Origin of the sequence: Burkholderia sp. BCC1988 (assembly GCF_905339895.1) — a bacterium.
GTDB lineage: Bacteria > Pseudomonadota > Gammaproteobacteria > Burkholderiales > Burkholderiaceae > Burkholderia.
The window spans coordinates 89476-111215 of record NZ_CAJPHA010000017.1 but is presented as its reverse complement, the minus strand read 5'-3'; the positions used below and the strand labels follow the sequence as shown (position 1 = coordinate 111215).

The 21740-nt window shown below is 66.4% G+C and carries 20 protein-coding genes; 10 read left to right on the top strand and 10 right to left on the bottom strand.

Annotated elements, in window-relative coordinates; genetic code table 11:
* Positions 1 to 85 precede the first annotated feature (85 nt).
* The 3 genes from U4012_RS23835 to U4012_RS23825 form a co-directional block, all read right to left on the bottom strand.
* Positions 86 to 250, bottom strand: coding sequence for a hypothetical protein (locus tag U4012_RS23835; protein WP_321801995.1), 165 nt, complete (start codon positions 248 to 250; stop codon positions 86 to 88).
* Between the two features lie 158 nt (positions 251 to 408).
* Complete coding sequence (locus tag U4012_RS23830) at positions 409 to 1560, bottom strand: CaiB/BaiF CoA-transferase family protein (RefSeq protein WP_321801947.1); 1152 nt, start codon at positions 1558 to 1560, stop codon at positions 409 to 411.
* A gap of 7 nt (positions 1561 to 1567) precedes the next feature.
* The gene (locus U4012_RS23825; RefSeq protein WP_321801946.1) at positions 1568 to 2509 is read right to left on the bottom strand and encodes a hydroxymethylglutaryl-CoA lyase; all 942 of its coding nucleotides are present in this window, start codon (positions 2507 to 2509) and stop codon (positions 1568 to 1570) included.
* A gap of 312 nt (positions 2510 to 2821) precedes the next feature.
* Between U4012_RS23825 and U4012_RS23820 the strand changes: the two genes are divergently transcribed.
* Positions 2822 to 3742 (top strand): LysR family transcriptional regulator, encoded by a 921-nt coding sequence (locus U4012_RS23820; RefSeq protein ID WP_321801945.1) that lies wholly within the window; start codon positions 2822 to 2824, stop codon positions 3740 to 3742.
* Positions 3743 to 4294: 552 nt separating this feature from the next.
* Here U4012_RS23820 and U4012_RS23815 read toward each other — a convergent pair.
* Genes U4012_RS23815 through U4012_RS23805 form a run of 3 tightly spaced genes read right to left on the bottom strand, consistent with a single transcriptional unit; the run spans position 4295 to position 7552 of the window.
* Positions 4295 to 5479: a porin gene (locus U4012_RS23815; RefSeq protein ID WP_321801944.1), complete on the bottom strand. Its 1185-nt coding sequence runs from the start codon at positions 5477 to 5479 to the stop codon at positions 4295 to 4297.
* A gap of 55 nt (positions 5480 to 5534) precedes the next feature.
* On the bottom strand, positions 5535 to 6329 hold the full coding sequence (locus tag U4012_RS23810) for an ABC transporter substrate-binding protein (RefSeq protein ID WP_044844287.1): 795 nt from the start codon (positions 6327 to 6329) through the stop codon (positions 5535 to 5537).
* A gap of 53 nt (positions 6330 to 6382) precedes the next feature.
* Positions 6383 to 7552 (bottom strand): M20 aminoacylase family protein, encoded by a 1170-nt coding sequence (locus U4012_RS23805; RefSeq protein WP_321801943.1) that lies wholly within the window; start codon positions 7550 to 7552, stop codon positions 6383 to 6385.
* A 157-nt stretch (positions 7553 to 7709) separates the two neighbouring features.
* Here U4012_RS23805 and U4012_RS23800 point away from each other — a divergent pair, with 157 nt between their 5' ends.
* The 3 genes from U4012_RS23800 (at position 7710) to U4012_RS23790 (ending at position 10241) form a co-directional block, all read left to right on the top strand.
* Positions 7710 to 8672 (top strand): LysR substrate-binding domain-containing protein, encoded by a 963-nt coding sequence (locus U4012_RS23800; RefSeq protein ID WP_044844289.1) that lies wholly within the window; start codon positions 7710 to 7712, stop codon positions 8670 to 8672.
* Positions 8673 to 8798: 126 nt separating this feature from the next.
* On the top strand, positions 8799 to 9074 hold the full coding sequence (frmR, locus tag U4012_RS23795) for a formaldehyde-responsive transcriptional repressor FrmR (protein ID WP_044844290.1): 276 nt from the start codon (positions 8799 to 8801) through the stop codon (positions 9072 to 9074).
* A gap of 57 nt (positions 9075 to 9131) precedes the next feature.
* Entirely contained in the window at positions 9132 to 10241 is a 1110-nt protein-coding gene (locus U4012_RS23790) for an S-(hydroxymethyl)glutathione dehydrogenase/class III alcohol dehydrogenase (RefSeq protein WP_124487304.1), read from the top strand.
* Positions 10242 to 10432: 191 nt separating this feature from the next.
* Here U4012_RS23790 and U4012_RS23785 read toward each other — a convergent pair whose 3' ends face one another.
* Positions 10433 to 11458, bottom strand: a complete 1026-nt coding sequence (locus tag U4012_RS23785; RefSeq protein ID WP_321801942.1) for an AraC family transcriptional regulator — start codon at positions 11456 to 11458, stop codon at positions 10433 to 10435.
* 354 nt (positions 11459 to 11812) lie between these two features.
* On the opposite strand from U4012_RS23785, the gene U4012_RS23780 reads away from it, so the two are divergent.
* The 6 genes from U4012_RS23780 (at position 11813) to U4012_RS23755 (ending at position 18125) form a co-directional block, all read left to right on the top strand.
* Positions 11813 to 13042: a dienelactone hydrolase family protein gene (locus U4012_RS23780; RefSeq protein WP_321801941.1), complete on the top strand. Its 1230-nt coding sequence runs from the start codon at positions 11813 to 11815 to the stop codon at positions 13040 to 13042.
* A gap of 67 nt (positions 13043 to 13109) precedes the next feature.
* Positions 13110 to 13898: an SDR family oxidoreductase gene (locus tag U4012_RS23775; protein ID WP_321801940.1), complete on the top strand. Its 789-nt coding sequence runs from the start codon at positions 13110 to 13112 to the stop codon at positions 13896 to 13898.
* A 64-nt stretch (positions 13899 to 13962) separates the two neighbouring features.
* The gene (locus U4012_RS23770) at positions 13963 to 15201 is read left to right on the top strand and encodes a styrene monooxygenase/indole monooxygenase family protein (RefSeq protein WP_321801939.1); all 1239 of its coding nucleotides are present in this window, start codon (positions 13963 to 13965) and stop codon (positions 15199 to 15201) included.
* Positions 15202 to 15206: 5 nt separating this feature from the next.
* A complete protein-coding gene (locus U4012_RS23765; protein ID WP_321801938.1) occupies positions 15207 to 15734 on the top strand; it encodes a flavin reductase family protein in 528 nt (175 codons plus the stop codon).
* 33 nt (positions 15735 to 15767) lie between these two features.
* Complete coding sequence (locus U4012_RS23760; RefSeq protein ID WP_321801937.1) at positions 15768 to 16727, top strand: transporter; 960 nt, start codon at positions 15768 to 15770, stop codon at positions 16725 to 16727.
* A 135-nt stretch (positions 16728 to 16862) separates the two neighbouring features.
* A complete protein-coding gene (locus tag U4012_RS23755; RefSeq protein WP_321801936.1) occupies positions 16863 to 18125 on the top strand; it encodes a serine hydrolase domain-containing protein in 1263 nt (420 codons plus the stop codon).
* 214 nt (positions 18126 to 18339) lie between these two features.
* Here the strand turns inward: U4012_RS23755 and U4012_RS23750 are convergent, their stop codons facing one another.
* The 3 genes from U4012_RS23750 to U4012_RS23740 are packed head-to-tail and all read right to left on the bottom strand — an operon-like array spanning position 18340 to position 21731.
* Entirely contained in the window at positions 18340 to 19314 is a 975-nt protein-coding gene (locus U4012_RS23750) for a type II secretion system F family protein (RefSeq protein ID WP_044844343.1), read from the bottom strand.
* A 38-nt stretch (positions 19315 to 19352) separates the two neighbouring features.
* Entirely contained in the window at positions 19353 to 20330 is a 978-nt protein-coding gene (locus U4012_RS23745) for a type II secretion system F family protein (RefSeq protein ID WP_124893829.1), read from the bottom strand.
* Between the two features lie 33 nt (positions 20331 to 20363).
* Positions 20364 to 21731, bottom strand: a complete 1368-nt coding sequence (locus U4012_RS23740; RefSeq protein ID WP_257774246.1) for a CpaF family protein — start codon at positions 21729 to 21731, stop codon at positions 20364 to 20366.
* Positions 21732 to 21740 lie beyond the last annotated feature (9 nt).

The following is a 21740-nucleotide window of genomic DNA, read 5'->3' as shown; positions in this document are numbered from 1 at the left end:
GCAAATGTCGACGGCCTTGTTGTTGGATCGTGGTCCGTCTGCCGGTGTATCGCGCTCCGCGCACGTCATGCGTGGAGCGCGTTGTTCAACTGTGTTTCCCTACGACACCTCGGCGGATCTGATCGCGCTCGATCGATAAAGCGGTGCGCCACCGATACCCTTGATGGCAGGCAATCGCAGCCACGGGCGATGCGAACTCGACGAATTCAAATCCCGTCAACCCCATTGGGTTATCAAACAAATCTGCCATCTCTGTATCTCCGAAGTGATCAGACGGCCAAACCGACCTGATCGGGACGGTGGCGATGAACGTTGGCGCGGCGCACGTCATCCGCCGCGTTCTCGAGCAGGTTCGCAACCTGTTCGTCCGTCGGTTCCCGCACCGCTTTCGCGAGTGCGCCTGGAAGGTCATGCGCTCGCTCGTCCGCGCAGTCGCGAAAGAATCTCGTGCGTGTGTTCGCCGACCCGGGCGAGCGCCTGCCGTACGCCCGGCCGCCGACCTCCCATCGTCAGCGGCAACAAGACAACATCGGTCATCGTGCCGTCGTCGGTCTCCATCGGCACGAGTCCGCCGCTGGCCTTCAGATGCGGGTCGTCGAACAGCTGCTCCGGTCGCACGATCGGCGCGTACGGAATGCCCGCGGCCTCGAGCTTCGGCATCAGTTCGTCGGCACGGTGGTCCTTGAGCACGGCGCCGAGCGCTTCGAGCAATTCGGGCCGAACCGCCACACGCAATGCGTTGCTCGCGAAGCGCGGCTCCGCGGACAGATCCGGGCGGCCGAGGACGTCGCACAGCGTGACGAACTGCTTGTCGCTAACGGCGCCGATGAACAGCTGTTCGCCGTCGGCAAGCGTGAACACGTCATACACGCTCCATGCGGACACGCGCGCGGGCATCGGCGGCGGCGCTTCATGCGTCATTGCATACTGCTGCATGTGCTGCGCGGAGAGGAACACGCAGTTTTCGAAGAGCGCGCTTTGTACTTCCTGGCCGCGTCCGGTGACATCCCGTTCGCGCAACGCGGCCAGCACGCCGATCGCGCCGAACATGCCACCCATGATGTCGTTGACCGATGTTCCCGCACGCAACGGCCGGCCCACCGGCCCCGTCATGTACGACAGTCCACCCATCATTTGCACGACTTCGTCGAGCGCGAGACGCTTCTCGTAGGGGCCGGGCAGGAACCCCTTGTGCGACACGTAGACGAGCCGTGGAAACGCACTCGAAAGCGCGTCGTAGTCGAGACCGAGCTTCGTCATCAAGCCCGGGCGGAAGTTCTCGAGCATCACGTCGCACGTGCCGATCAGCGCGAGCGCGGCGTCCCTGCCCTCCGGTGTGTTGATGTCGAGAACGACGCTCTTCTTGTTGCGGTTGAAGGTGCGGAAGAAGCCGATGCCGAGGCCCGGCAGCTTGCGCGTCTTGTCGCCGCCGGGCGGCTCGATCTTGATGACCTCCGCGCCGAGATCCGCGAGGATCATCCCGCACGTCGGCCCCATGACCATGTGTGTAAACTCGATCACTCGCACACCGTCGAGCGGAAGTCTTGCGTTGGTTTCCATGAGGTCCTCAGGCATTGAGCGCCGTCGATGCAAGATGCGTTTTCGGCAGACCGGCACGCCACAGCGCGCCATGCAGCGTTTCGCCGTCGAGCCAGCGCGCGACCTTGGCGCGCAGCGCCAGCAGCGCCGTCAAGTCGATGCCGGTGTCGATACCCATCTCGTCCAGCATGAACGCGAGGTCCTCGCTCGACGCGTTGCCGCTTGCGCCCGGTGCATGAGGACACCCGCCGATTCCTGCGAGCGTCGCGTCGAAACGCGCGACACCGGTTTCCAGCGCGGCATAGATGTTGGCGAGCGCGAGGCCGCGCGTGTCATGAAAGTGGCCGCAATAGAAGCGCTCGCCTGCCATGCGGCGCGCACGCTCGAACAGGTCACGAACGGCCGCTGGCCCCGCATAGCCGACCGTATCGGCGATGCTGACGCGATCCGCGCCCGCATCGAGCAGCGCCTGCATGCAACGCAAGACCTCGTCCGGTTCGACACGCCCCTGGATCGTGCAGCCGAATGCCGTGCCGATGCCGCCTTCGATCAGCGTCGTCGATCCGGCGGCGTCGCGCGCGGCGCGGATATGCGCAACCTCGGCGATCACTTCGTCGGGCGTCTTGCGCAGGTTCGCGAGGCTGTGTTCGCGGCTCGCGGACACCGGCACGAGCAGCAAGTCGGCGCAAGTCTCGATGGCGCGCTGCGCGCCTGTCAGGTTGGGCACCAGCACCGACACGGTGAGGCCCGGTAGCGTTTTCGCGTAGGCGATGAGTTCGGCCGTATCCGCAAGTTGCGGCAGAAGCCGTGCCGGCACGAAGGAACCGACTTCGATCTCGCGCTGGCCGGCTGCGTACGCATCGGCAATCCATTCGATCTTGCGCTCGGTCGGCAGAACGGCCTGGATGCTCTGCAGGCCGTCACGCAATCCGACCTCGCGAATCACGACATGGGAGGGAAAAGAAGGCATGGGGTCGCTGTCTCCGCAATCTGTGGCCGGTCATTGCACGCCGGCGATAGCCCTTACTCTATAGATTCCAAAAGCGACGTAAAGTATCGATCTGGAAGCTATAGCGTTCCGAAACGGAATCTCAGAAATGTCGCCGCGTCCGCGTCGCGACCGGGCCGGCCGTCGTCACGAAATCTTCTGAAGAAAACCCGCACGGCGCGCCTGCGGGACGTCGTCGTGGTAATTTCCGACGTTCCCGGAGAACACGGATACCGGCCGAAACGGGCAGAAAACTTCCGACCCGGAACGTATCGACTCATGGAGACAGCACCGTTGCGCGACCTCGACCTCAAGACACTCCGACTGTTCGTGGCCGTGTGTGATCACGGCAACATCGCGCGAGCCGCGAAGGAAGCGCATATCGAGCCATCGGCGATCAGCAAGCGCATCGCGCAGCTCGAGAGCGACCTCGGCGCGCCGGCGCTGACGCGGTCGCGACGCGGCGTTACGCCCACGCCGGCCGGCGTCGCGCTGCTCGAGCATGCGCGCAGCATGCTGTTCACGATGGACCGGATCGCGGCCGACGTCACCGCGATCGGCGACGGGCTGCAGGGGCGCGTGAGCATCTGCGCGTCGGCGTCCGCGATCGCGGAAGTGTTACTGGACGACATCGCATCGTTCATGCGCGACCCCGCCAACCGGAACATCAAGGTCGACGTGGAAGAGCGGCTGTCGCGCGACCTCGTCCGGCAGGTACGCGAAGGAGCATCTGCGGTCGGCGTGTGCTGGGACAACGTCGACTTGCAAGGACTGCAGGCGCGTTCATATCGGCACGATCGGCTGGCGCTCGCCGTGCACCCGGAGCATCCGCTTGCCGGGCTTCAATCGGTCGGTTTCGACGACACGCTCGACTTCGATCACGTCGGACTGCCGCCCGCCACGGCGGTTCACACGATGCTCAGGCGAGCAGCCGCGGATCGGGGCCGGACCGTGTCGTATCGCGTGATCGTGTCGAGTTTCGACGCAGCCTTTCGCGTCGTGGCCGCCGGTTTGGGGATCAGCGTCATCCCTGTCGAAGTTGCAGCCGCTTACCGGCAGTCGCTCGGCGTACGGGTCATCCCCCTCACCGATTCATGGGCCCGGCGCCGCTTCGTCGTCTGTTTCAAGACCTTTGACACTATCCAGCCCGCAGCACAAAGAATGGTCGAACATCTAGCGAAACGCGCCGAGTCGGAAACGAAGGTCGGTGAATAACGACCGCTCCGGCCATGCAGGGGCAAGTCCACCGCGTGGCCGAGGTGCAGATTGTCCCGACGCCGCGACCACATCCGGCAATGAACTCGCGACGATGCCTGTGACCGGGCGAACACCCGCAGCCCCGAATGACAGCATTTGCCGGCAGGCTCCGGCCGCGGGCCGTACGTTGCATTGGTGAGCGACGTGTTCGCCCGTCGCATCGCCGGCTGGCGCGTGGCGGCAGCTACGATAACGCGCTGGCTGAAACGATCAACGGTTTGTACAAGACGGAACTGACCTGATCGATTTCTCGTGTTCGTGTCGAACGTGCATGCCAATGGAATCGCCCGCTCACGAATACAGCGTCGCAAGCGGCCGAAACGACGCGCGAGGATTCCGTGTATCGACAAGCTGAAAAAACAGAACGTTGACGCGGGCTATGAGGCGGGGATGCTGCCCACCGGTTCACGCATGACGCGGCGAGTCCTTGCCGGAATGCGCCGCTTGTGCGGGCGGGCGACGCCAGGCCGGCCGCCCGTCCCGCCCTTCGATCCCTCGATCCCGATCCGGTCAGAACTTATGCCGGATCCCCGCATGCACCATCAACTGCTTCGACGTCGACGACAGATCGGCCGCCCCCGGGATAAGCGCCTGATCGAGCGACGAGCCGGTCGCGTCGCCGGCAACCCGCTGGTACGCGCCCATCAGGTAGACGTCGGTGCGCTTCGACAGGTTGTAGTCGGCCATCAGCCCGATCGAATGGATCTTCGGTTTCGCGCTGCCGGTGGTCGCTTCATAACGCACGGTCGTATACACATACTGCGCGCCCACGAAGAACGCCGGCGTGAACTGGTATTTACCGTTCACTTCGAAGTTCTGGTACTTGATCGCCGTGACCGTGCCGCCCGCGAGCGGCCCGGTCACGGGTTCGATCGTCTCGTCGCCGAACAGGTAGCCGACGTTCGCGGTCGGCCGCGTGACGTTGCTGTTGGTATACGCGAACCCGACCGTCGCGGGCCCTGCCGTGTAATTGACGCCCGCCCCGAAAATCCGCAGCCGCGCCGACGCGAAGTTCGCATCCGCGCCGACCGACCCCGAGCCCGCGATCACACCGCCGGCCGTTGCGCCCGGGTTGTCCGCGTTCAGGAACGCCGCGCCGACAAGCAGGCCGCCCTGCTCGTACTGCGCACCGACACTCCACTGCCGGTTGTTCGCGAACCCGGTGTCGTTGCTGAAGCTGTACGTGCCGCCGAACGAGAAGCCGGCAAAATCCGGGCTCGCATACTTGACCGTGTTGTTCACGCGGAACGTGTTGCCGGTGTTGTCGTTGTCGAGCGGATGCGAGAACGGATAGGTGCCCCAGCTGCCGTTCGCGGTCGTCGGCGCGAGATAGTCGACGACCGAGTCGTATTGCCGGCCGAGCGTCAGCGTGCCGAAGCGCGTGCTGCCGAGCCCGACGTAAGCCTGCCGCCCGAACATGCGGCCGCCCTGCGCGAGCGTGCCGCTGTTCACGTTGAAGCCGCTCTCGATCTGGAACAGCGCGCTGTAGCCGCCGCCGAGATCCTCGGTGCCCTTCAGCCCCCAGCGGCTGCCCTGCGCGAAACCGCTCGCCATCTGCCAATCACTGTGGCCGCCGACGTTGTTCGTATAGTCGATGCCCGCATCGATCAACCCGTACAACGTGACGCTGCTTTGCGCAAACGCCGGTGCCGCGCACAGTGCCGGCATCGCGACGAAAAACAATCTCCAGTTCATTCGTTTTCCTTATTGATTTGACGATTCCCACTCGCTCGCTACGCTGCGGTTCGGCTTACTTCGTGCCGTAGATGTCGAAGTCGAAGTACTTGCGGTTGATCCGCTGATACGTGCCGTTCGCGAGGATCGTCGCCAGCGCGCGGTTGAATGCATCGCGCAGCTCGGTGTCCTGCTTGCGCAGCCCGAGGCCGTCGCCCTGTCCGAAGTACTTCGCGTCGTCGATCGCCGCGCCGACGAACATGAAATCCTTGCCCTGCGGCTTCTTCAGGAAGCCGTCGCTGGCCGCGATCGACGCCTGGAACGCCGCGTCGAGCCGCCCGCTCACGAGATCGGCATAGACCTGGTCCTGGTTCTGGTACGACTCGATCTGCACGCCGGCCGGCTGCCAGTTCGCGATCGCATAGTCGGCCTGCGCGGAACCCTGCTCGACGCCGACCCGCTTGCCCTTCAGCGACGCGGCCGTCGGCAGCAGCGGCGAACCCTTGCGCGCGACCAGCCGCGCCGGCGCGTTCGAGATCCGGTTCGTGAACGCGATCTGCTGCATGCGCTTCGGCGTGATTGTCATCGACGACGCGATCACGTCGAACTTGCGCGCGAGCAGCCCCGGAATCATCCCGTCGAAACTCGACTCGACCCACACGCAGCGCGCATGCAACTCCGCACACAACGCGTTCGTAATGTCGATCCCGAAGCCGGTCAGCGTGCCGTCGGGCTGTTTGTATTCGAGCGGCGGATAGGTGGGATCGACCGCGAGGCGGATCTCCTTGCCCGTCCAGTCGCCCGCATGCGCGGCGCCTGCCACCGTCGTTGCCGTCAGCGCCACCGCGAGCGCCGCCATCCATTGTTTCATTGCCAGTCTCCTTGTTGCCGTCGTTGAAGGTAAATCGAATCGGTCCGGCCGCGTCACGCGAGGTAGCGCTCGGCGAGCGCGATCCAGTAGCTCGCGCCCGTCGCGAGGCACGCATCGTTGAAATCGTAGCCGGGGTTGTGCAGCCCGCAGCCGGCCGCGTCGTCGCCGTTGCCGATCGACAGGTAGCTGCCCGGGCACGCGTCGAGCATGAACGCGAAATCCTCGCTCGCCGCGATCGGCCGCAGATGCGGAATCAGCGCATCGTCGCCACCCCATTCGCGCGCGACATCGCGCGCGAACGCCGTTTCCGCCGCGTGATTCACGAGCACCGGATAACCGTGGCGATAGTCGATCTCGGCCGTCGCGCCATAGCTGTCGGCCTGGCCGTGCACGATCGCGCGAATGCGCCGTTCGAGCAGCGCGCGCACGTCCGGCGACAGCGCCCGCACGCTCAGTTCGAGATCCGCATGCGGCGGAATCACGTTCGATGCGGTGCCCGCGTGGATCGAGCCGGTCGTGACGATCGCCAGTTCCTGCGGATTGACGTTGCGCGACACGACCGTCTGCAGCGCCATCACGATCGACGCGCAGACGACCACCGGATCGATCGTCGTGTGCGGCGCCGCGCCGTGGCCGCCGCGGCCGGTCACGCGAACGCGCACCTCGTCGGCCGACGCCATCGCCGGGCCGTCGCAGAAGCCGAGCACGCCAGCCGGCAGGCCCGGCACGTTGTGCATCGCGAACACGGCATCGCACGGGAACTGCGTAAACAGCCCGTCGTCGAGCATCCGTTTCGCGCCGCCGAGCCCTTCCTCCGCCGGCTGGAAAATCAGGTTCAGCGTGCCGCTGAAGCGCCCGCGCTGCGCGATGCAACGGGCCGCCGCGAGCAGCATCGCCGTATGGCCGTCGTGGCCGCACGCGTGCATCACGCCGTCGTGCCGGCTCGCATGCGGCAGCCCGGTCGTCTCGCGGATCGGCAGCGCATCCATGTCCGCGCGCAGCCCGAGCCGCTTCCCGGCGCCGCGCGTGAGCGTGCCGACCACGCCGGTGCCACCGAGGCCGCGCGTGACCCGATAACCCCATGTTGTCAGGCAATCGGCGACGAGCCCGCTCGTCGCGTGTTCGTCGAAACCGAGTTCCGGATGGGCATGCAGCCGGCGGCGCAGCGCGATCATCTCCGTCTCGATGGCCGCCATCTCAGGCGGAATGCGTACTCGATCCAACCCCGTTACTCCTTTCCAGGTGCCGCGTGGCGACTGCCGGAATGGCAGGTCGTGGGCGAGATCGTAGGCAGCGAAAAAGCCGGCGAACAGCCGCAGTTTCGTTATGATGACAACCTTTCGTTGTCGGCTATCACACCCTTTCGCACCCTTTCACACCATGAGCACGATCAAGCTGCATCAGTTGCAGGCGCTCGTCGCGAGCGCGGAGGCCGGGAGCATCCGCGGCGCGGCACGCACGCTCGGGCTGTCGCAGGCGGCCGTCACGCGTGCATTGCGCGAGCTGGAGGCCAGCGAGCGCCTGCCGCTGCTGGTGCGCGCGCCGGAAGGCATCGGCTTCACCGAATACGGGAAGACCCTGCTCACGCACGCGAAACTCGTGCTCAAGCAGCTCGAGCATGCGCAAAGCGATCTCGAACGGATGCGCGGGCGCGTCGAGGGGCGGCTGAGCGTCGGCGTCACGCCGTGGCTGACGATGACCTTCCTCGCGGAAACCGTGCTGCAGTTTCGCGAGCGGATGCCCGACGTGCGCCTCGAACTGTACGAAGCGCTGATGGCCGTCGCGCAACCGCTGCTGCGCGACGGCAGCATGGATTTCGCGCTCGGCCACGTGCAGGCCGGCAGCGGCGCGCAGGAGTTCGCGTTCGAGCCGCTGCTGCGCTACGAGACGTCGGTGATGGTGCGCGCCGGGCATCCGCACGAACGCGCGACGTCGGTGCACGACCTGCTCGATTGCGACTGGGTGCTGAATTCGTCGGCCGACGGCCAGGCCGCGCTCGTCGACTACCTGTTCACGCGGCACGGCGCGCAGATCGACGAGCGGCGCATCGTGCGCGCGCAGTCGGTCGCGATGCTGCAGACGATGCTCGAGCAGGCCGGCATGTGCACGTGGTGCCCGACGATCCTCGCGGCAGTGCCGCCGTTCGGCGAGCGGATGCGCGTGCTGTCGCTGAAGGAGACCTTCGAGCCGAGCGAACTCGGCGTCGTCACGCGCCGCAGCAGCACGCTGAGCGACGCCGCGCGCTGCTTCATCGACTGCCTGCTGCAGGTGATCAGGCGGCATGCGCGCTCGGCGCGCAAGGACGATCTCGCGCTGTTCCGCACGCTTTCGCTGCTGATCTGACGCCGATCGCGCGCCGGCATCGGGAACCCTGCCGGCGGAGGCACTGCGGCATCCGGGCACGACCGGGTATACCTCCGGCACCGCATTGTTCTATACTGCCCCCCAGTATCCGGAAACCACGATCCCATGCCGCATTCCCCCGCAGAGAAAAAACGCGTCCTGACCCGCGTGCGCCGTGTCCGCGGGCAGCTGAATGCGCTCGAGCAGGCGCTCGAGGAAGGCGCCGACTGTGGTCCGGTACTGCAGCAGCTGGCGGCGATCCGCGGCGCGATCAACGGCGTGATGGCCGGCGTGCTCGAAAGCCATCTGCGCGAGGAATTCACCCAGCTCGCGGAGGCCCCGCGGCCTGCTTCCGAATCGATCGACGATATCGTGACCCTCGTCCGGTCCTACCTGCGTTGACCGGCGCAGGATCGTCGACGCTCCGCTCCATTCGATGATTTTTTCAACAGGATTGTCATGAAATCACGTGCCGCAGTTGCGTTTGAAGCGGGTAAGCCGCTCCAGATCGTCGAAATCGACGTCGAACCGCCCCGCAAGGGCGAAGTGCTCGTCAAGATCACCCATACCGGTGTCTGTCACACCGACGCGTTCACGCTGTCGGGCGACGATCCCGAAGGCCTCTTCCCCGCCGTGCTGGGTCATGAAGGCGCCGGCATCGTGGTGGAAGTCGGCGAAGGCGTGACCAGCGTCAAACCCGGCGACCACGTCATTCCGCTCTACACCGCCGAATGCGGCGAGTGCCTGTTCTGCAAGAGCGGCAAGACCAACCTGTGCGTGTCGGTGCGCGCCACCCAGGGCAAGGGCGTGATGCCCGACGGCACCACGCGGTTCAGCTACAACGGCCAGCCGGTCTATCACTACATGGGCTGCTCGACGTTCAGCGAATACACCGTCGTCGCCGAAGTGTCGCTCGCGAAGATCAACCCGGACGCGAACCCCGAGCAGGTCTGCCTGCTGGGCTGCGGCGTCACGACGGGCCTCGGCGCGGTGAAGAACACGGCGAAGGTGCAGGAAGGCGACACCGTGGCCGTGTTCGGCCTCGGCGGCATCGGCCTCGCGGTGATCCAGGGCGCGAAGCTCGCGAAGGCCGGCCGCATCATCGCGATCGACACCAACCCCGGCAAGTTCGACCTCGCGCGCGTGTTCGGCGCGACCGACTGCGTGAACCCGAAGGATCACGAAAAGCCCATCCAGCAGGTGATCGTCGAAATGACCGGCTGGGGCGTCGACCACAGCTTCGAGTGCATCGGCAACGTCAACGTGATGCGCGCCGCGCTCGAATGCGCGCACCGCGGCTGGGGCCAGTCGGTGGTCATCGGCGTCGCCGGCGCCGGCCAGGAAATCTCGACGCGCCCGTTCCAGCTCGTCACCGGTCGCCGCTGGCTGGGCACGGCATTCGGCGGCGTCAAGGGCCGCTCCGAACTGCCGGGCATGGTCGAGGAAGCGATGGCCGGCACGATCCAGCTGGCACCGTTCGTCACGCACACGAAGCCGCTCACCGGCATCAACGAAGCGTTCGACCTGATGCACGAAGGCAAGTCCATCCGGACCGTCGTGCATTTCTGAACCACACGCGAGGGAGCCGGTTGCCGCAACCGGCCCGTTGCGCGCGTGCGCCGGCAAGCCGCATCGCTTGGCCGGCGCGATGCATGCTCCAACCCCATCCTCTGTCCAGCCGGTAACGATCGCCGTTGCGTGATCCGTCGCCCGGCGCGCGACTCGGCTTTCGACCGCGAGCCCGTGTCGCGGCTGCCCCGTCAGCACCGCACGCGCCGCATCCGGAGCGTGGCCGACGGCGATTCCCCGAACGCGCGCTTGTAGTCGATCGCGAACCGTCCGAGGTGCGCGAAGCCCCATTTCAGCGCGATGTCCGTCACCGACGCGAGCCCCGGTGTCGCATCGTCGAGCAGTTCGTCGCGCACACGTTGCATCCGCAACTGGCGCACGAATGCCATCGGCGTGATGCCGTGGCGATTGCGGAAGCCGGCGAACAGCGTGCTCGGGCTGACGCCCGCGAGTTCGGCGAGCCGTTCGATCGTCAGCGGCTCGTCGAGATGCGCGCGGATGTATTCCTCGACGCGCCGCACGTAGAACGGCGCGAGCGGCGCCGGCGCGTGGCGCGTGCCGTTGCGCGCGGTGTTCGGGTGGCCGTACAGCAACAGGTTGAGCAGCGTCGATTCGAGTTGCTCGAACGCGAGCGGATGGCGCAGCGGATGCCCGTCCGTCGCGATCGCGTCGGCCAGCATCGGCAGCATCTGCGCGAGGCACGCGCCCTGCTGCGACGACAGGCTGAATTCCGGCTCGAACTCCACCGGCGCGCGCCGCTCGTCGCCGAAATGCCGCTGCGCATGCCGCTCCATCACCTCGCGCTCGATCCGCAGGATCACTTGCGGGCACGCCTCGCCCCACCGCATCCTGAGCGACAGCGTCGGCGACAGCAGCGACGCGGTGTCGGGCGACGACACGAAGCGCGTCGCACCGCACTCGATCTCGGCGTCGCCGCGCAGCGGAATCTGCAACAGATAGAAGTGCTCGAGCGGCCCCGGTTCGATCGACACCTCGCCACCGTAGTCGAGCAGATTCAGCGACAGGTTGCCCCAGCGAGCATGGTGCATGCGGCTGTGCAGCGCGCGCGAATCGCCGGTCGGTGTGAGCCGGTGCGGCTTGAACACGTCCGCTACCCGCGCGCGCACCTCGTCGACGTCATCCGACTGCAGCAGCAGCGTGTCGTGATTGAAACAGGCGGCGTCACCCAGCCAGCCCGCTCCGGAAAATTGCCCCATCGAAGTTCTCCCGTCGTGCTCGATCGCACTTGCGCTGTGCACGCGTTCCCGATTCCGGGGAATCCCGCCGCACGATCCGGATAGTGGCCGGAGTATCCGGACAGTCCGCCTCGTTACACTACGCAAGCCCTGCGCAACCGATGCAAGAAGCGGACCGTTCGCGCATCGTAGAAAACTGTGCGGCGCTTCCGCATCCGCACAAACCCGCAGAGCGCCGTGCCCCGGCCCCGCTGCGGCGGGCCGGTCCGCAGGTTTCCGGAATTCGCGGATACCGGCCGAAGAAAGCGGATAGAAGCGCGCGTTTCGTCCGCCAATACTGGGCCCATGCCAGTCACGAACAGAATGGAGAGACACATGCAAGGACGACACATCGAGATCCCATCGCCGGACGGCGGCGCGTTTCGCGCGTACCTGAGCACGCCGGCCGGCGGCACGGGGCCCGGCATCGTGCTGTGCCACGAGATCTTCGGCGCGAACGCGACGATGCGCGACGTGGCCGATTACTACGCCGAAGAAGGCTACACGGTGCTCGTGCCCGACCTGTTCTGGCGCCAGGCGCCCGGCATCGAACTCGGTTACACCGCCGCCGACTTCGAGCGTGCGATGGCGCTGTACCGCGAATACGACGAAAACAAGGGCGTCGAGGACATCGCCGCCGCGCTGGCCGTGCTCACGCAACGGCCGGAATGCACGGGCCAGGCCGGCGTGCTCGGCTACTGCCTCGGCGGCAAGCTCGCGTATCTCGCCGCGTGCCGCCTGCCGGACGTGGCCGCCGCGGTCAGCTATTACGGCGTGGGCATCGAGCACGCGCTCGACGAGGCCGCTCATCTGCGCGGCCGGCTCGTGCTGCAGATCCCCGCGCAGGACCGCTTCTGTCCGCCCGACGCGCAGCAACGCATCGCCGCGGCGCTCGCGGGGCGCGACGGCGTGGAAGTGTATGTCTACCCGGGCGTCGATCATGCGTTCGCACGCGTCGGCGGCGATCATTTCGACAAGGCCGCCGCTGTGATGGCGCACCAGCGCGCGATCGCCGCGTTCCGCGCGGCGCTCGGCCCGCGCTACGACCTGTCCGCGCTGTGGGAAGAACATCTCCGGCACGAATTCGACACGCGCAACGTCGACGCGACGATGGACACGATGGTCGCGCAGCCCTACGTGAACCATATTCCGACACTGACGGGCGGCGTCGGCTACGACGAACTCAAGCGCTTCTACACGCATCACTTCGTGCATGCGAACCCGCCGGACACCACGATCACGCCGATCTCGCGCACGATCGGCGCGAGCCAGATCGTCGACGAACTGCTGTTCTGCTTCACGCATACGACCGAGATCGACTGGATGCTGCCCGGCGTCGCGCCGACCGGCAAGCGCGTCGAGATCCCGCTCGTCGCGATCGTCAAGTTCCGCGGCGACAAGCTGTATCACGAGCACATCTATTGGGACCAGGCGAGCGTGCTCGTGCAGATCGGCCTGCTCGACGCGGCCGGGCTGCCCGTCGCCGGTGTCGAAACGGCGCGCAAGCTGCTCGACGAAACCGTGCCGTCCAACGGCCTGATGCAGCGCTGGCGCGACAGCGCGTAATCGACGGATACCCGGGCGGCACGTCGAACGCGCGCCGCCTGCGCTCAATCATTCCAGGAGACTCCCCATGACTGCCCTTGCTGGCAAAGTCGCGATCGTCACCGGCGGCGCCACGCTGATCGGCGCCGCCGTCGCGCAGGACCTGAGCCACGCCGGCGCGTGCGTCGCGATCCTCGATCTCGACGCGGAGAACGGCGCACGCGTCGCCGCTACGCTCGGCGAACGCGGCACGTTCATCGCGACCGACATCACCGACGACCGCGCGATCGAGCGCGCGGTATCGGCCGTCGCCGAACGCTTCGGCTCGATCGACCTGCTGATCAACCTCGCGTGCAGCTACGTCGACAACGGCATCCAGGCCACGCGCAACGACTGGCTCGCGGCGATGGACGTCAACGTCGTCTCGGCCGCGATGCTCGTGAAGGCCGTTCATCCCTACCTGACCCGGCGCGGCGGCGGCGCGATCGTGAACTTCAGCTCGATCTCCGCGCAATGCGCGCAGACCGGCCGCTGGCTCTATCCCACATCCAAGGCCGCGATGCGCCAGCTCACGCGCAGCATGGCGATGGATCTCGCCGCCGACCGGATTCGCGTCAACTCGGTGTCGCCGGGCTGGACGTGGTCGCGCGTGATGGACGAGCTCACGCACGGCGACCGCGCGAAGACCGATCGCGTGGCCGCGCCATTTCATCTGCTCGGGCGCGTGGGCGATCCGTCGGAAGTCGCGCAGGTCGTCACGTTCCTGTGCAGCGATGCGGCAAGCTTCGTGACGGGCGCCGACTACGCGGTGGACGGCGGCTACTCCGCGATGGGCCCCGAGCAGGCGGTGCCGGCGATTCCGCGTCTGGCCGAATAACCGCCGGCCGTTCCTTCCCGCCCACATTTCATTCCATTTAATTCGTCATGCAAAGGATTGCATCATGAAACGCATCGCTATCGTCGGCGCCGGCCAGTCCGGCCTGCAACTCGCCTTCACGCTGCTCGACCAGGGTTATCACGTCACGCTCGCGACCAATCGCGACGCCCAACAGATCCGCGCCGGCAAGGTCATGTCGAGCCAGTGCATGTTCCATACCGCACTGCAGATCGAACGCGATCTCGGCCTGAACGCCTGGGAAGAAGCGTGCCCGTCCGTCGACGGCATCGGCATCGCGGTGCCGCATCCGCAAGGCAACGGTCGCAAAGCGATCGACTGGTCGTCGCGGCTGACACGCTACGCGCAATCGGTCGACCAGCGCGTGAAGATGGCCGACTGGCTCGACGCGATCCGGCGCCGCGGTGCCGACGTGCGCATCTGCGACGTCGGCGTGCCGGAGCTCGAGGCGCTCGCACGCAGCCACGATCTCGTGCTGCTCGCGGCCGGCAAGGGCGAAATCGTGAACCTGCTCGGCCGCGACGACGCACGCAGCGCGTTCGAGCGCCCGCAACGCGCACTGGCCCTCACCTACGTGACGGGCATGACGCCTAGCGAGCCGTATTCGCGCGTGCGCTTCAACCTGCTGCCCGGGATCGGCGAATACTTCGTGTTTCCGGCGCTGACCACGACGGGCCCGTGCGAAATCATGGTGTTCGAAGGGATCCCCGGCGGCCCGCTCGACTGCTGGGCCGACGTGAAGACGCCCGAGCAGCATCTCGACCGCAGCCTGTCGTTCCTGCAGCAGTACGTGCCGTGGGAATTCGAGCGCTGCCGCGACGTTGCGCTGACCGATCCGAACGGCACGCTGTCCGGGCGCTTCACGCCGACCGTGCGCAAGCCGTTCTTCCGCCTGCCGTCGGGCCGCACCGTGTTCGGCATGGCCGATGCGGTGGTCGTCAACGATCCGATCACCGGACAGGGTTCGAACAATGCGGCGAAATGCGCGAAGGTGTACGGCGACGCAATCCTCGCACGCGAAGCCGAGCCGTTCGACGAAGCCTGGATGCACGACACGTTCGAACGCTACTGGGCCTACGCACAGCACGTCGTGCGCTGGACCAACTCGCTGCTCACGCCGCCGCCGCCGCACATCCTCGAGCTGCTCGGCGCCGCCGGCCAGCTGCCGTCGCTCGCCGCGACGATCGTCGACGGCTTCGACGATCCGCGCCGGTTCGCGCCGTGGTGGTTCGAGCCGGCGGCCTGCGCCGCGCTGATCCGCGAACACGCCGCACGTTCGGAGTAAGCGACATGAACACCACCGCTTCCAGCAATCCGGGCCTCGACCCGCAGCAATTGCGCGCCGCATTCGGGCAGTTTCCGACCGGCGTCACCGTGATCACCACGCGCGCGCCGGACGGGCGCAAGGTCGGCCTCACCGCCAATTCGTTCTCGTCGCTGTCGCTCGATCCGCCGCTCGTGCTGTGGAGCCTGCGCAAGGTCGCGCCGAGCCGTCCGGATTTCGTCGCGGCCACGCACTTCGCGATCAATATCCTCGCGCACGACCAGATCGAACTGTCGCGCCGTTTCGCGACGCCGAGCGCCGACAAGTTCGACGGCGTGCCGCACGTGGATGCCGATGCGGGCGGCGTGCCCTGTCTCGACGGCGCAAGCGCGCGTTTCGTGTGCCGCCATGTCGGCCATTACGAAGGCGGCGACCACCTGCTGTTCATCGGCCAGATCGAGGCATTCGATGCGTTCGGCCATGCACCGCTCGTGTTCCATGCGGGCCAGTATCGCGCGATCTCGGCACACCCCGATCTTTCTCGTGTCGTTTGATTAGTTATACAAACAAATATTCAGGAGGTGGTGATGATGAAATGCGGCTCTCGCCTGCTTGCGATCGCAGGCCTCGTGTGCTTCGGCCTGACCGGGCACGTGCCGGCGCATGCGACCGACCTGCCATCGGTCAACCTGGGGATGACCAGCTTCCTCGACGGGATGCCGCCGGCCGGTGCCGGCTGGTACGGCACGCAGTATCTCGAGTACTACACGGCCGGACGCGTCAACGACAATGCCGGCAACAAGGTCGGGCTGCCGAAGCAGGACATCGACCTGTTCGCGGGGCTGAGCCAGCTCGTCTACCAGTCGCCGCTGGCGTTCGGCGGCATGCATCCGGGGCTCGACGTGATCCTGCCGTGGGTGGCGTCCGTGCACACGAACGACGGAATCGGCAACGTCGCGCTGAATTCGCGGGCCGGGTTCGGCGACCTGCTGATCGGCCCGTTCATCCAGTTCGATCCGGTGATGGGCCCGCAGGGGCCGCGCTTCGCGCAGCGGGTGGAATTCCAGTTCATCGCGCCGACCGGCGCATACGACCCGGCGCGAGCGATCAATCCGGGCAGCCATTTCTGGTCGTTCGATCCGTACTGGGCCGCGACGTTCTGGGTCACGCCGAAGTGGACCGTGTCGTGGCGCCTGCACTATTTGTGGAATGCGACCAATCACGAGCCGGCGACCGCGCTCGGGCCCGACGTGACGTCGACGCAGGCCGGCCAGGCCGTTCATGCGAACTTCGCGACCGAGTACGAAGTGCGGCCCGGGCTGCGGTTGGGGCTCAACGGCTACTGGCTGCGCCAGACCACCGACATGAAGGCGAACGGGCAGGATGTGTCCGGCACACGGGAAGCCGTGCTCGCGATCGGGCCCGGTGCGATGGTCAGTTTCTCGCCGCAGGATCACCTGCTGTTCAACGCGTACTTCGAGGTCCTTGCGCGCAACCGGCCGCAAGGTTCGCGGATGGTGTTGCGGTACGTGCATCATTTTCAGTGACGCGCAAACCCGGCCGGCCTGGCTGGCCGATATCGTATGATGAATGCATCGCACACCTTCGGCGCCCGGTTGCGTGTCCTATAGTTTCGGGGATGCAAGGAGACCACTTAAACACAACAAGGAAGGGAACACGCGATGGCGACCTCTGCTCCTCCCCGGCTTTTCCCGCGCGCAGCGCAGCGGCTGGTGCATCACCTGGCGACGGTTGCACCGGCGCTGGCCGTCGGCATCGCCGTTTCCGCCTGCGGCGGCGACAGCTCGCTGAACAGCGACGAGCCTGCCTACGCCACCCAGGCACGCCCGCAGATCAATGCGCTGCTCGCGAGCACGACGACGCCCGGCGCGGTCGTCTACGTGCAGTCGCCGCAAGGCAACTGGCTCGCGTCGTTCGGCACGGCCGTGCGCGGCACGAACTCGCCGATCCCGACGAATGCGCACTTTCGCATCGGCAGCGTGACGAAGACGTGGACGGGCACCGTGATCCTGCAACTCGTGCAGGAAGGCAGGCTGCGCCTGACCGATCATGTCAGCCAGTACGTCGCGAACGTGCCGAACGGCGACACGATCACGATCGAGCAGTTGCTGACGATGCGCAGCGGTCTCTACAACTACTCGACCAGCCTTGCGTTCAACCAGTCGCTCGACACGCAGCCGGACAAGGTGTGGACCGTCGACGAACTGCTGGGTATCGCGGAGAACCAGCCCGTCTATTTCGCGCCGGGCGCGGATTTTCGCTACTCGAACACGAATACGGTGCTGCTCGGCCTGATCATCGAGCAACGCACCGGCATGAGCGCCGCCGATGCGATCCGGACGCGGCTGTTCGCGCCGCTCGGGCTGACCGAGACATCGCTGCCGCCGCAGGACAACACGGCGCTGCCCGCGCCGGCGCCGCGCGGTTATCAATGGGGCACCAACGTGGAGACGATCGACGGCGACGCGCTGTCTCCCGCGCGCCAGGCCGCCGCGAAGAACGGCACGCTGCAGCCGACCGACGTGACGACGGTCAATACGTCGTGGGCATGGACGGCCGGCTCCGGCATCTCGACCGCGGCCGAACTGGGTGCGTACGTGCAGCGGATGGTCGGCGGCGGCTACCTGAATGCGGACCTGCAGGCGCAACGCCTCGCGAGCTGCACGCCGATCGATCCGTCGAATCCGGCGTCGGCGAGCTACTGCATGGGGCTCGCGAAGTTCGGCACGTTCTACGGGCACACCGGGGAAATACCGGGTTTCAATACGTTCGCGGGCTACGATCCGGCAACGAAGACGACGATCGTCACGTGGGCGAACACGGCGTCCGGCCCGGACGGACGCGCACCGGCCAACGAGATCGCACGGATCATCATGGGCGAACTCAGCAAGGCGGCGGATGTGCCGAGCGAGGGGCGGCCTTGAGGGGAAGCCGTAGGGGGCCACCCGCGCGGGCAGTGGACTACGGCTGCGTCCAGGGTCGACCATGGGTCCGGGTTGCGTTGACGCCGCTATGATCGACCTGTCTCGCGGCGCCGCCCGGGGGGGAGAAGGAGCCTCCCATGAAGACGGTGACCGTGCCGCCAGGCGACGCCGGGCCGGCACGCACATCCGGTTCGCGCGGCACCCCCGCCGCCGCTTACTGCCCGATGCTGGTGAAGGTCGGCAGCAGCACGCGATACACGTGAATCATCGCCGGCCCGAGCAACACGCACATCAGCGCCGGGAAGATGCAGAAGATCAGCGGGAACAGCAGCTTCAGCGCGATCTTCGCGGCACGCTCCTCCGCGCGCATCCGCCGCCGCGTGCGCAGCATGTCCGAGAGCACGCGCAGCGATTCCGCGATGCTCGTGCCGAAGCGATCGGCCTGGATCAGCATCGCGCAGAACGATTCGATATCCTCGACGCCGGTCCGCAGCGCCAGGTTGCGCAGCGCGGTATCCTTCGTGAACCCGGAACGCATCTCGAGCAGCAGCAAGTCGAGTTCGCCTGCGACCACTTCGCTGCGAAAGCGCAGTTCCTCGCTCACCCTCATCAGCGCCGCATCGAGCCCGAGCCCTGCTTCGACGCATACGGTCAGCAAGTCGAGCGCATCCGGGAAGTCCTCGAAGATCACCTGCTGACGCTTCGCGATCCGGCGCCGGAGGATCACGTTCGGCACGTAGTAGCCGATCCCGGCGAGCGCCACGAGGACGAACGACAGCAGCATGCGTTGACCCGCGAGGCGGGTCGTGGCGAGCGCCAGCAGCGCAGCGCCCGGCAGCGCCAGCGCGAGTACCGTCTTCGCCGCGAAGTAAAGCGCGCCCGCGTTCGCATCGCGCCAGCCGGCATTCATCAGCCGGATCCGCAGCGGCGAGTTCTCCCAGCCCTCCTGCGGCAGCGACAGCCGGGAAATCGGTTTCGACAGCTCGACGAGTTTCGCGACCCAGTGCGATGTTTGCCCGCCGCCGTCGTTCGCACCGGTGCCGATGCCCACGCTCGCTCCGCTCGCCTGCTGGATCCGGCGCTCCATGTTGCGCGGTGCAAACAGCAGCATCGCGACCAGCACGCCGCCGGCGACGAAAAGGAACAAGCCGGCCAGCATCACGGTATGTACTACGCTCAGGTTTTGCATGACAGCCTCGATTCGGTTCGTGAAGCCCGGGACACGCGTCAGACGCGAATGCGGATGATGCGGCGAATCCACAGCAGGCCGAATGCCATCGACCCCAGCATCACGCCAACCATCTTGATGCCGGCCGGATCCTCCCAGAGCACCGACAGGAACTCGCGGTTCAACACCGCCATCATGCCCGCGGTACCGAACGGCAGCAGGCCGAGGATCCAGGCCGACAACCGCCCTTCCGCGGACAGCACGCGGACCTTGTCGAACAGCTTGAAGCGTTCGCGCACCAGCGACGCGATGCTGTCGAGCAGTTCGGCCAGGTTGCCGCCGGTCTCGCGCTGGATCAGCACCGCGATCACGAAGTAGCGCAGGTCATGGGCCGGCACGCGCGTGGCGAGGTTCACCAGCGCATCGTGCAGCGATACGCCGTAATTGATCTCGTCAAACGTGATCCTGAATTCACTGCCCATCGGATCGGGAAACTCCTCGCCGACCATCCCGAGCGCGCTCGTAAACGAGTGGCCGGAGCGTAGCGCGCGCGCGATCATGTCGCAGACATCCGGCAGCTGGCGCTCGAGCTTGAGCATCCGCCGGTTGCGATGCCGCATCACGTACATTGCCGGTATGCATGCGGTCAGCAGCGCAATCGGCACCACGACGATCAGCGGCAACACGGTCAGGGTCAGGGCCAGCATCGTCGCCACCGGGAATGCGGCGCAGAGCGTGACCAGTTTCGCGACCGTCCAGTCGAGCCCGGACTGCTGCAGCAGGAGGTCCAGCGACTGCACGCGCGGCATGCGCAACAACAGCCGGTCGAACGGCTTCGACTCGTCGAGCATCCGCTTCTTGAGAATCGACAGCCGCTCCTGCTGCACGCTGCCGCCGGCCGACATCGCGCGCAGGCGCGACTCGATCCGGCGCGCCGCGGCACCGTGGCGCGTGTTCCACCATTGATAGACGCCTTCGATCGCGAGCACGACCGCGACGAAGGTGAGAATCACAAAACCGTAAAAGATCGAGTCCATGAGGCCTCCCCGGAATCAGACGACCGCGCGTCGTCACTTCGTCTCGTAACGCTGCGCCGGGTCGTACAGCGAATCCGGCAGGTTGATGCCGAACGCCTGCAGCCGCTCGGCGAACTTCGGCCGCACGCCGGTCGCGCAGAAGTGTCCGCGCACCGTGCCGTCGCGATCCATGCCGGTGCGCTTGAACGTGAAGATCTCCTGCATGTTGATGATGTCGCCCTCCATCCCGGTCAGCTCCTGGATGCTGACGATCTTGCGCTTGCCGTCGGTGAGCCGGGTGGCCTGAACCACCACCGAGATCGCCGACGCGATCTGCTGGCGCATCGTCTTCGGCGGCAGCGTCAGGCCGCCGACGCTGATCATGTTCTCGAGCCGGGTGAGCGCATCGCGCGGCGTGTTGGCGTGGATCGTCGCGAGCGAGCCTTCGTGGCCGGTGTTCATCGCATTGAGCATGTCGAGCGCTTCCGCGCCGCGCACTTCGCCGAGAATGATCCGGTCCGGCCGCATCCGCAGCGCATTGCGCACGAGCGTGCGTTGCGTGATCTCGCCCTTGCCCTCGATGTTCGGCGGCCGCGTTTCGAGCCGCAACACGTGCGGCTGCTGGAGTTGCAGCTCCGCCGCATCCTCGATCGTCACGATCCGTTCGGATCGCGGAATGAAGCCCGACAGGATGTTGAGCAGCGTCGTCTTGCCGCTGCCGGTGCCGCCCGACACGAGCACGTTCACTTTCGCCTGGGCCAGCGCATCGAGCAGTTCCGCCATCGGCGGCGTGAGGCTCTGGTAACTCACGAGGTCGTCCATCTTCAGCGGGTTGACCGCGAAGCGCCGGATCGACATCAGCGGCCCGTCGATCGCCGACGGCGGAATGATCGCGTTCACGCGCGAGCCGTCCGGCAGACGCGCATCGACCATCGGAGTCGATTCGTCGATGCGGCGCCCGACCCGCGACACGATCTTCTCGATCACCTTCATCAGGTGCGCGTCGTCGTAGAACGTCACGTCGGTCAGCTCGAGCTGGCCGGCGCGCTCGACGTAGACCTGTTTGTACGTATTCACGAGGATGTCGGAGATGCCGGGGTCGCGCAGCAGCGCCTCGAGCGGGCCGAAACCGAACATCTCGTCGTACACGTCGATCGCGAGCTGGCGCCGCTCGATGTCGTTCGCGAGCAGGCGCTCCTCGTCGAGGATGCGCGAGATCAGCGCCGAGATTTCCTGCCGGACCTGTTCCTGCGGCAGGCGCGACAGACGCTCCAGCTCGACGCGTTCGAGCACCGCCAGGTGAATTTCGCGGCGCAGCTTCTGGTAGGCGTTGCGTACCGACGAATGCGTCGCACCTGCCGGTTCGGTGCCCGCCGCCTGCGGCTGCGTCCGGTACAAGGACATCTGTTCGCGCAATGACATGATGGTTTC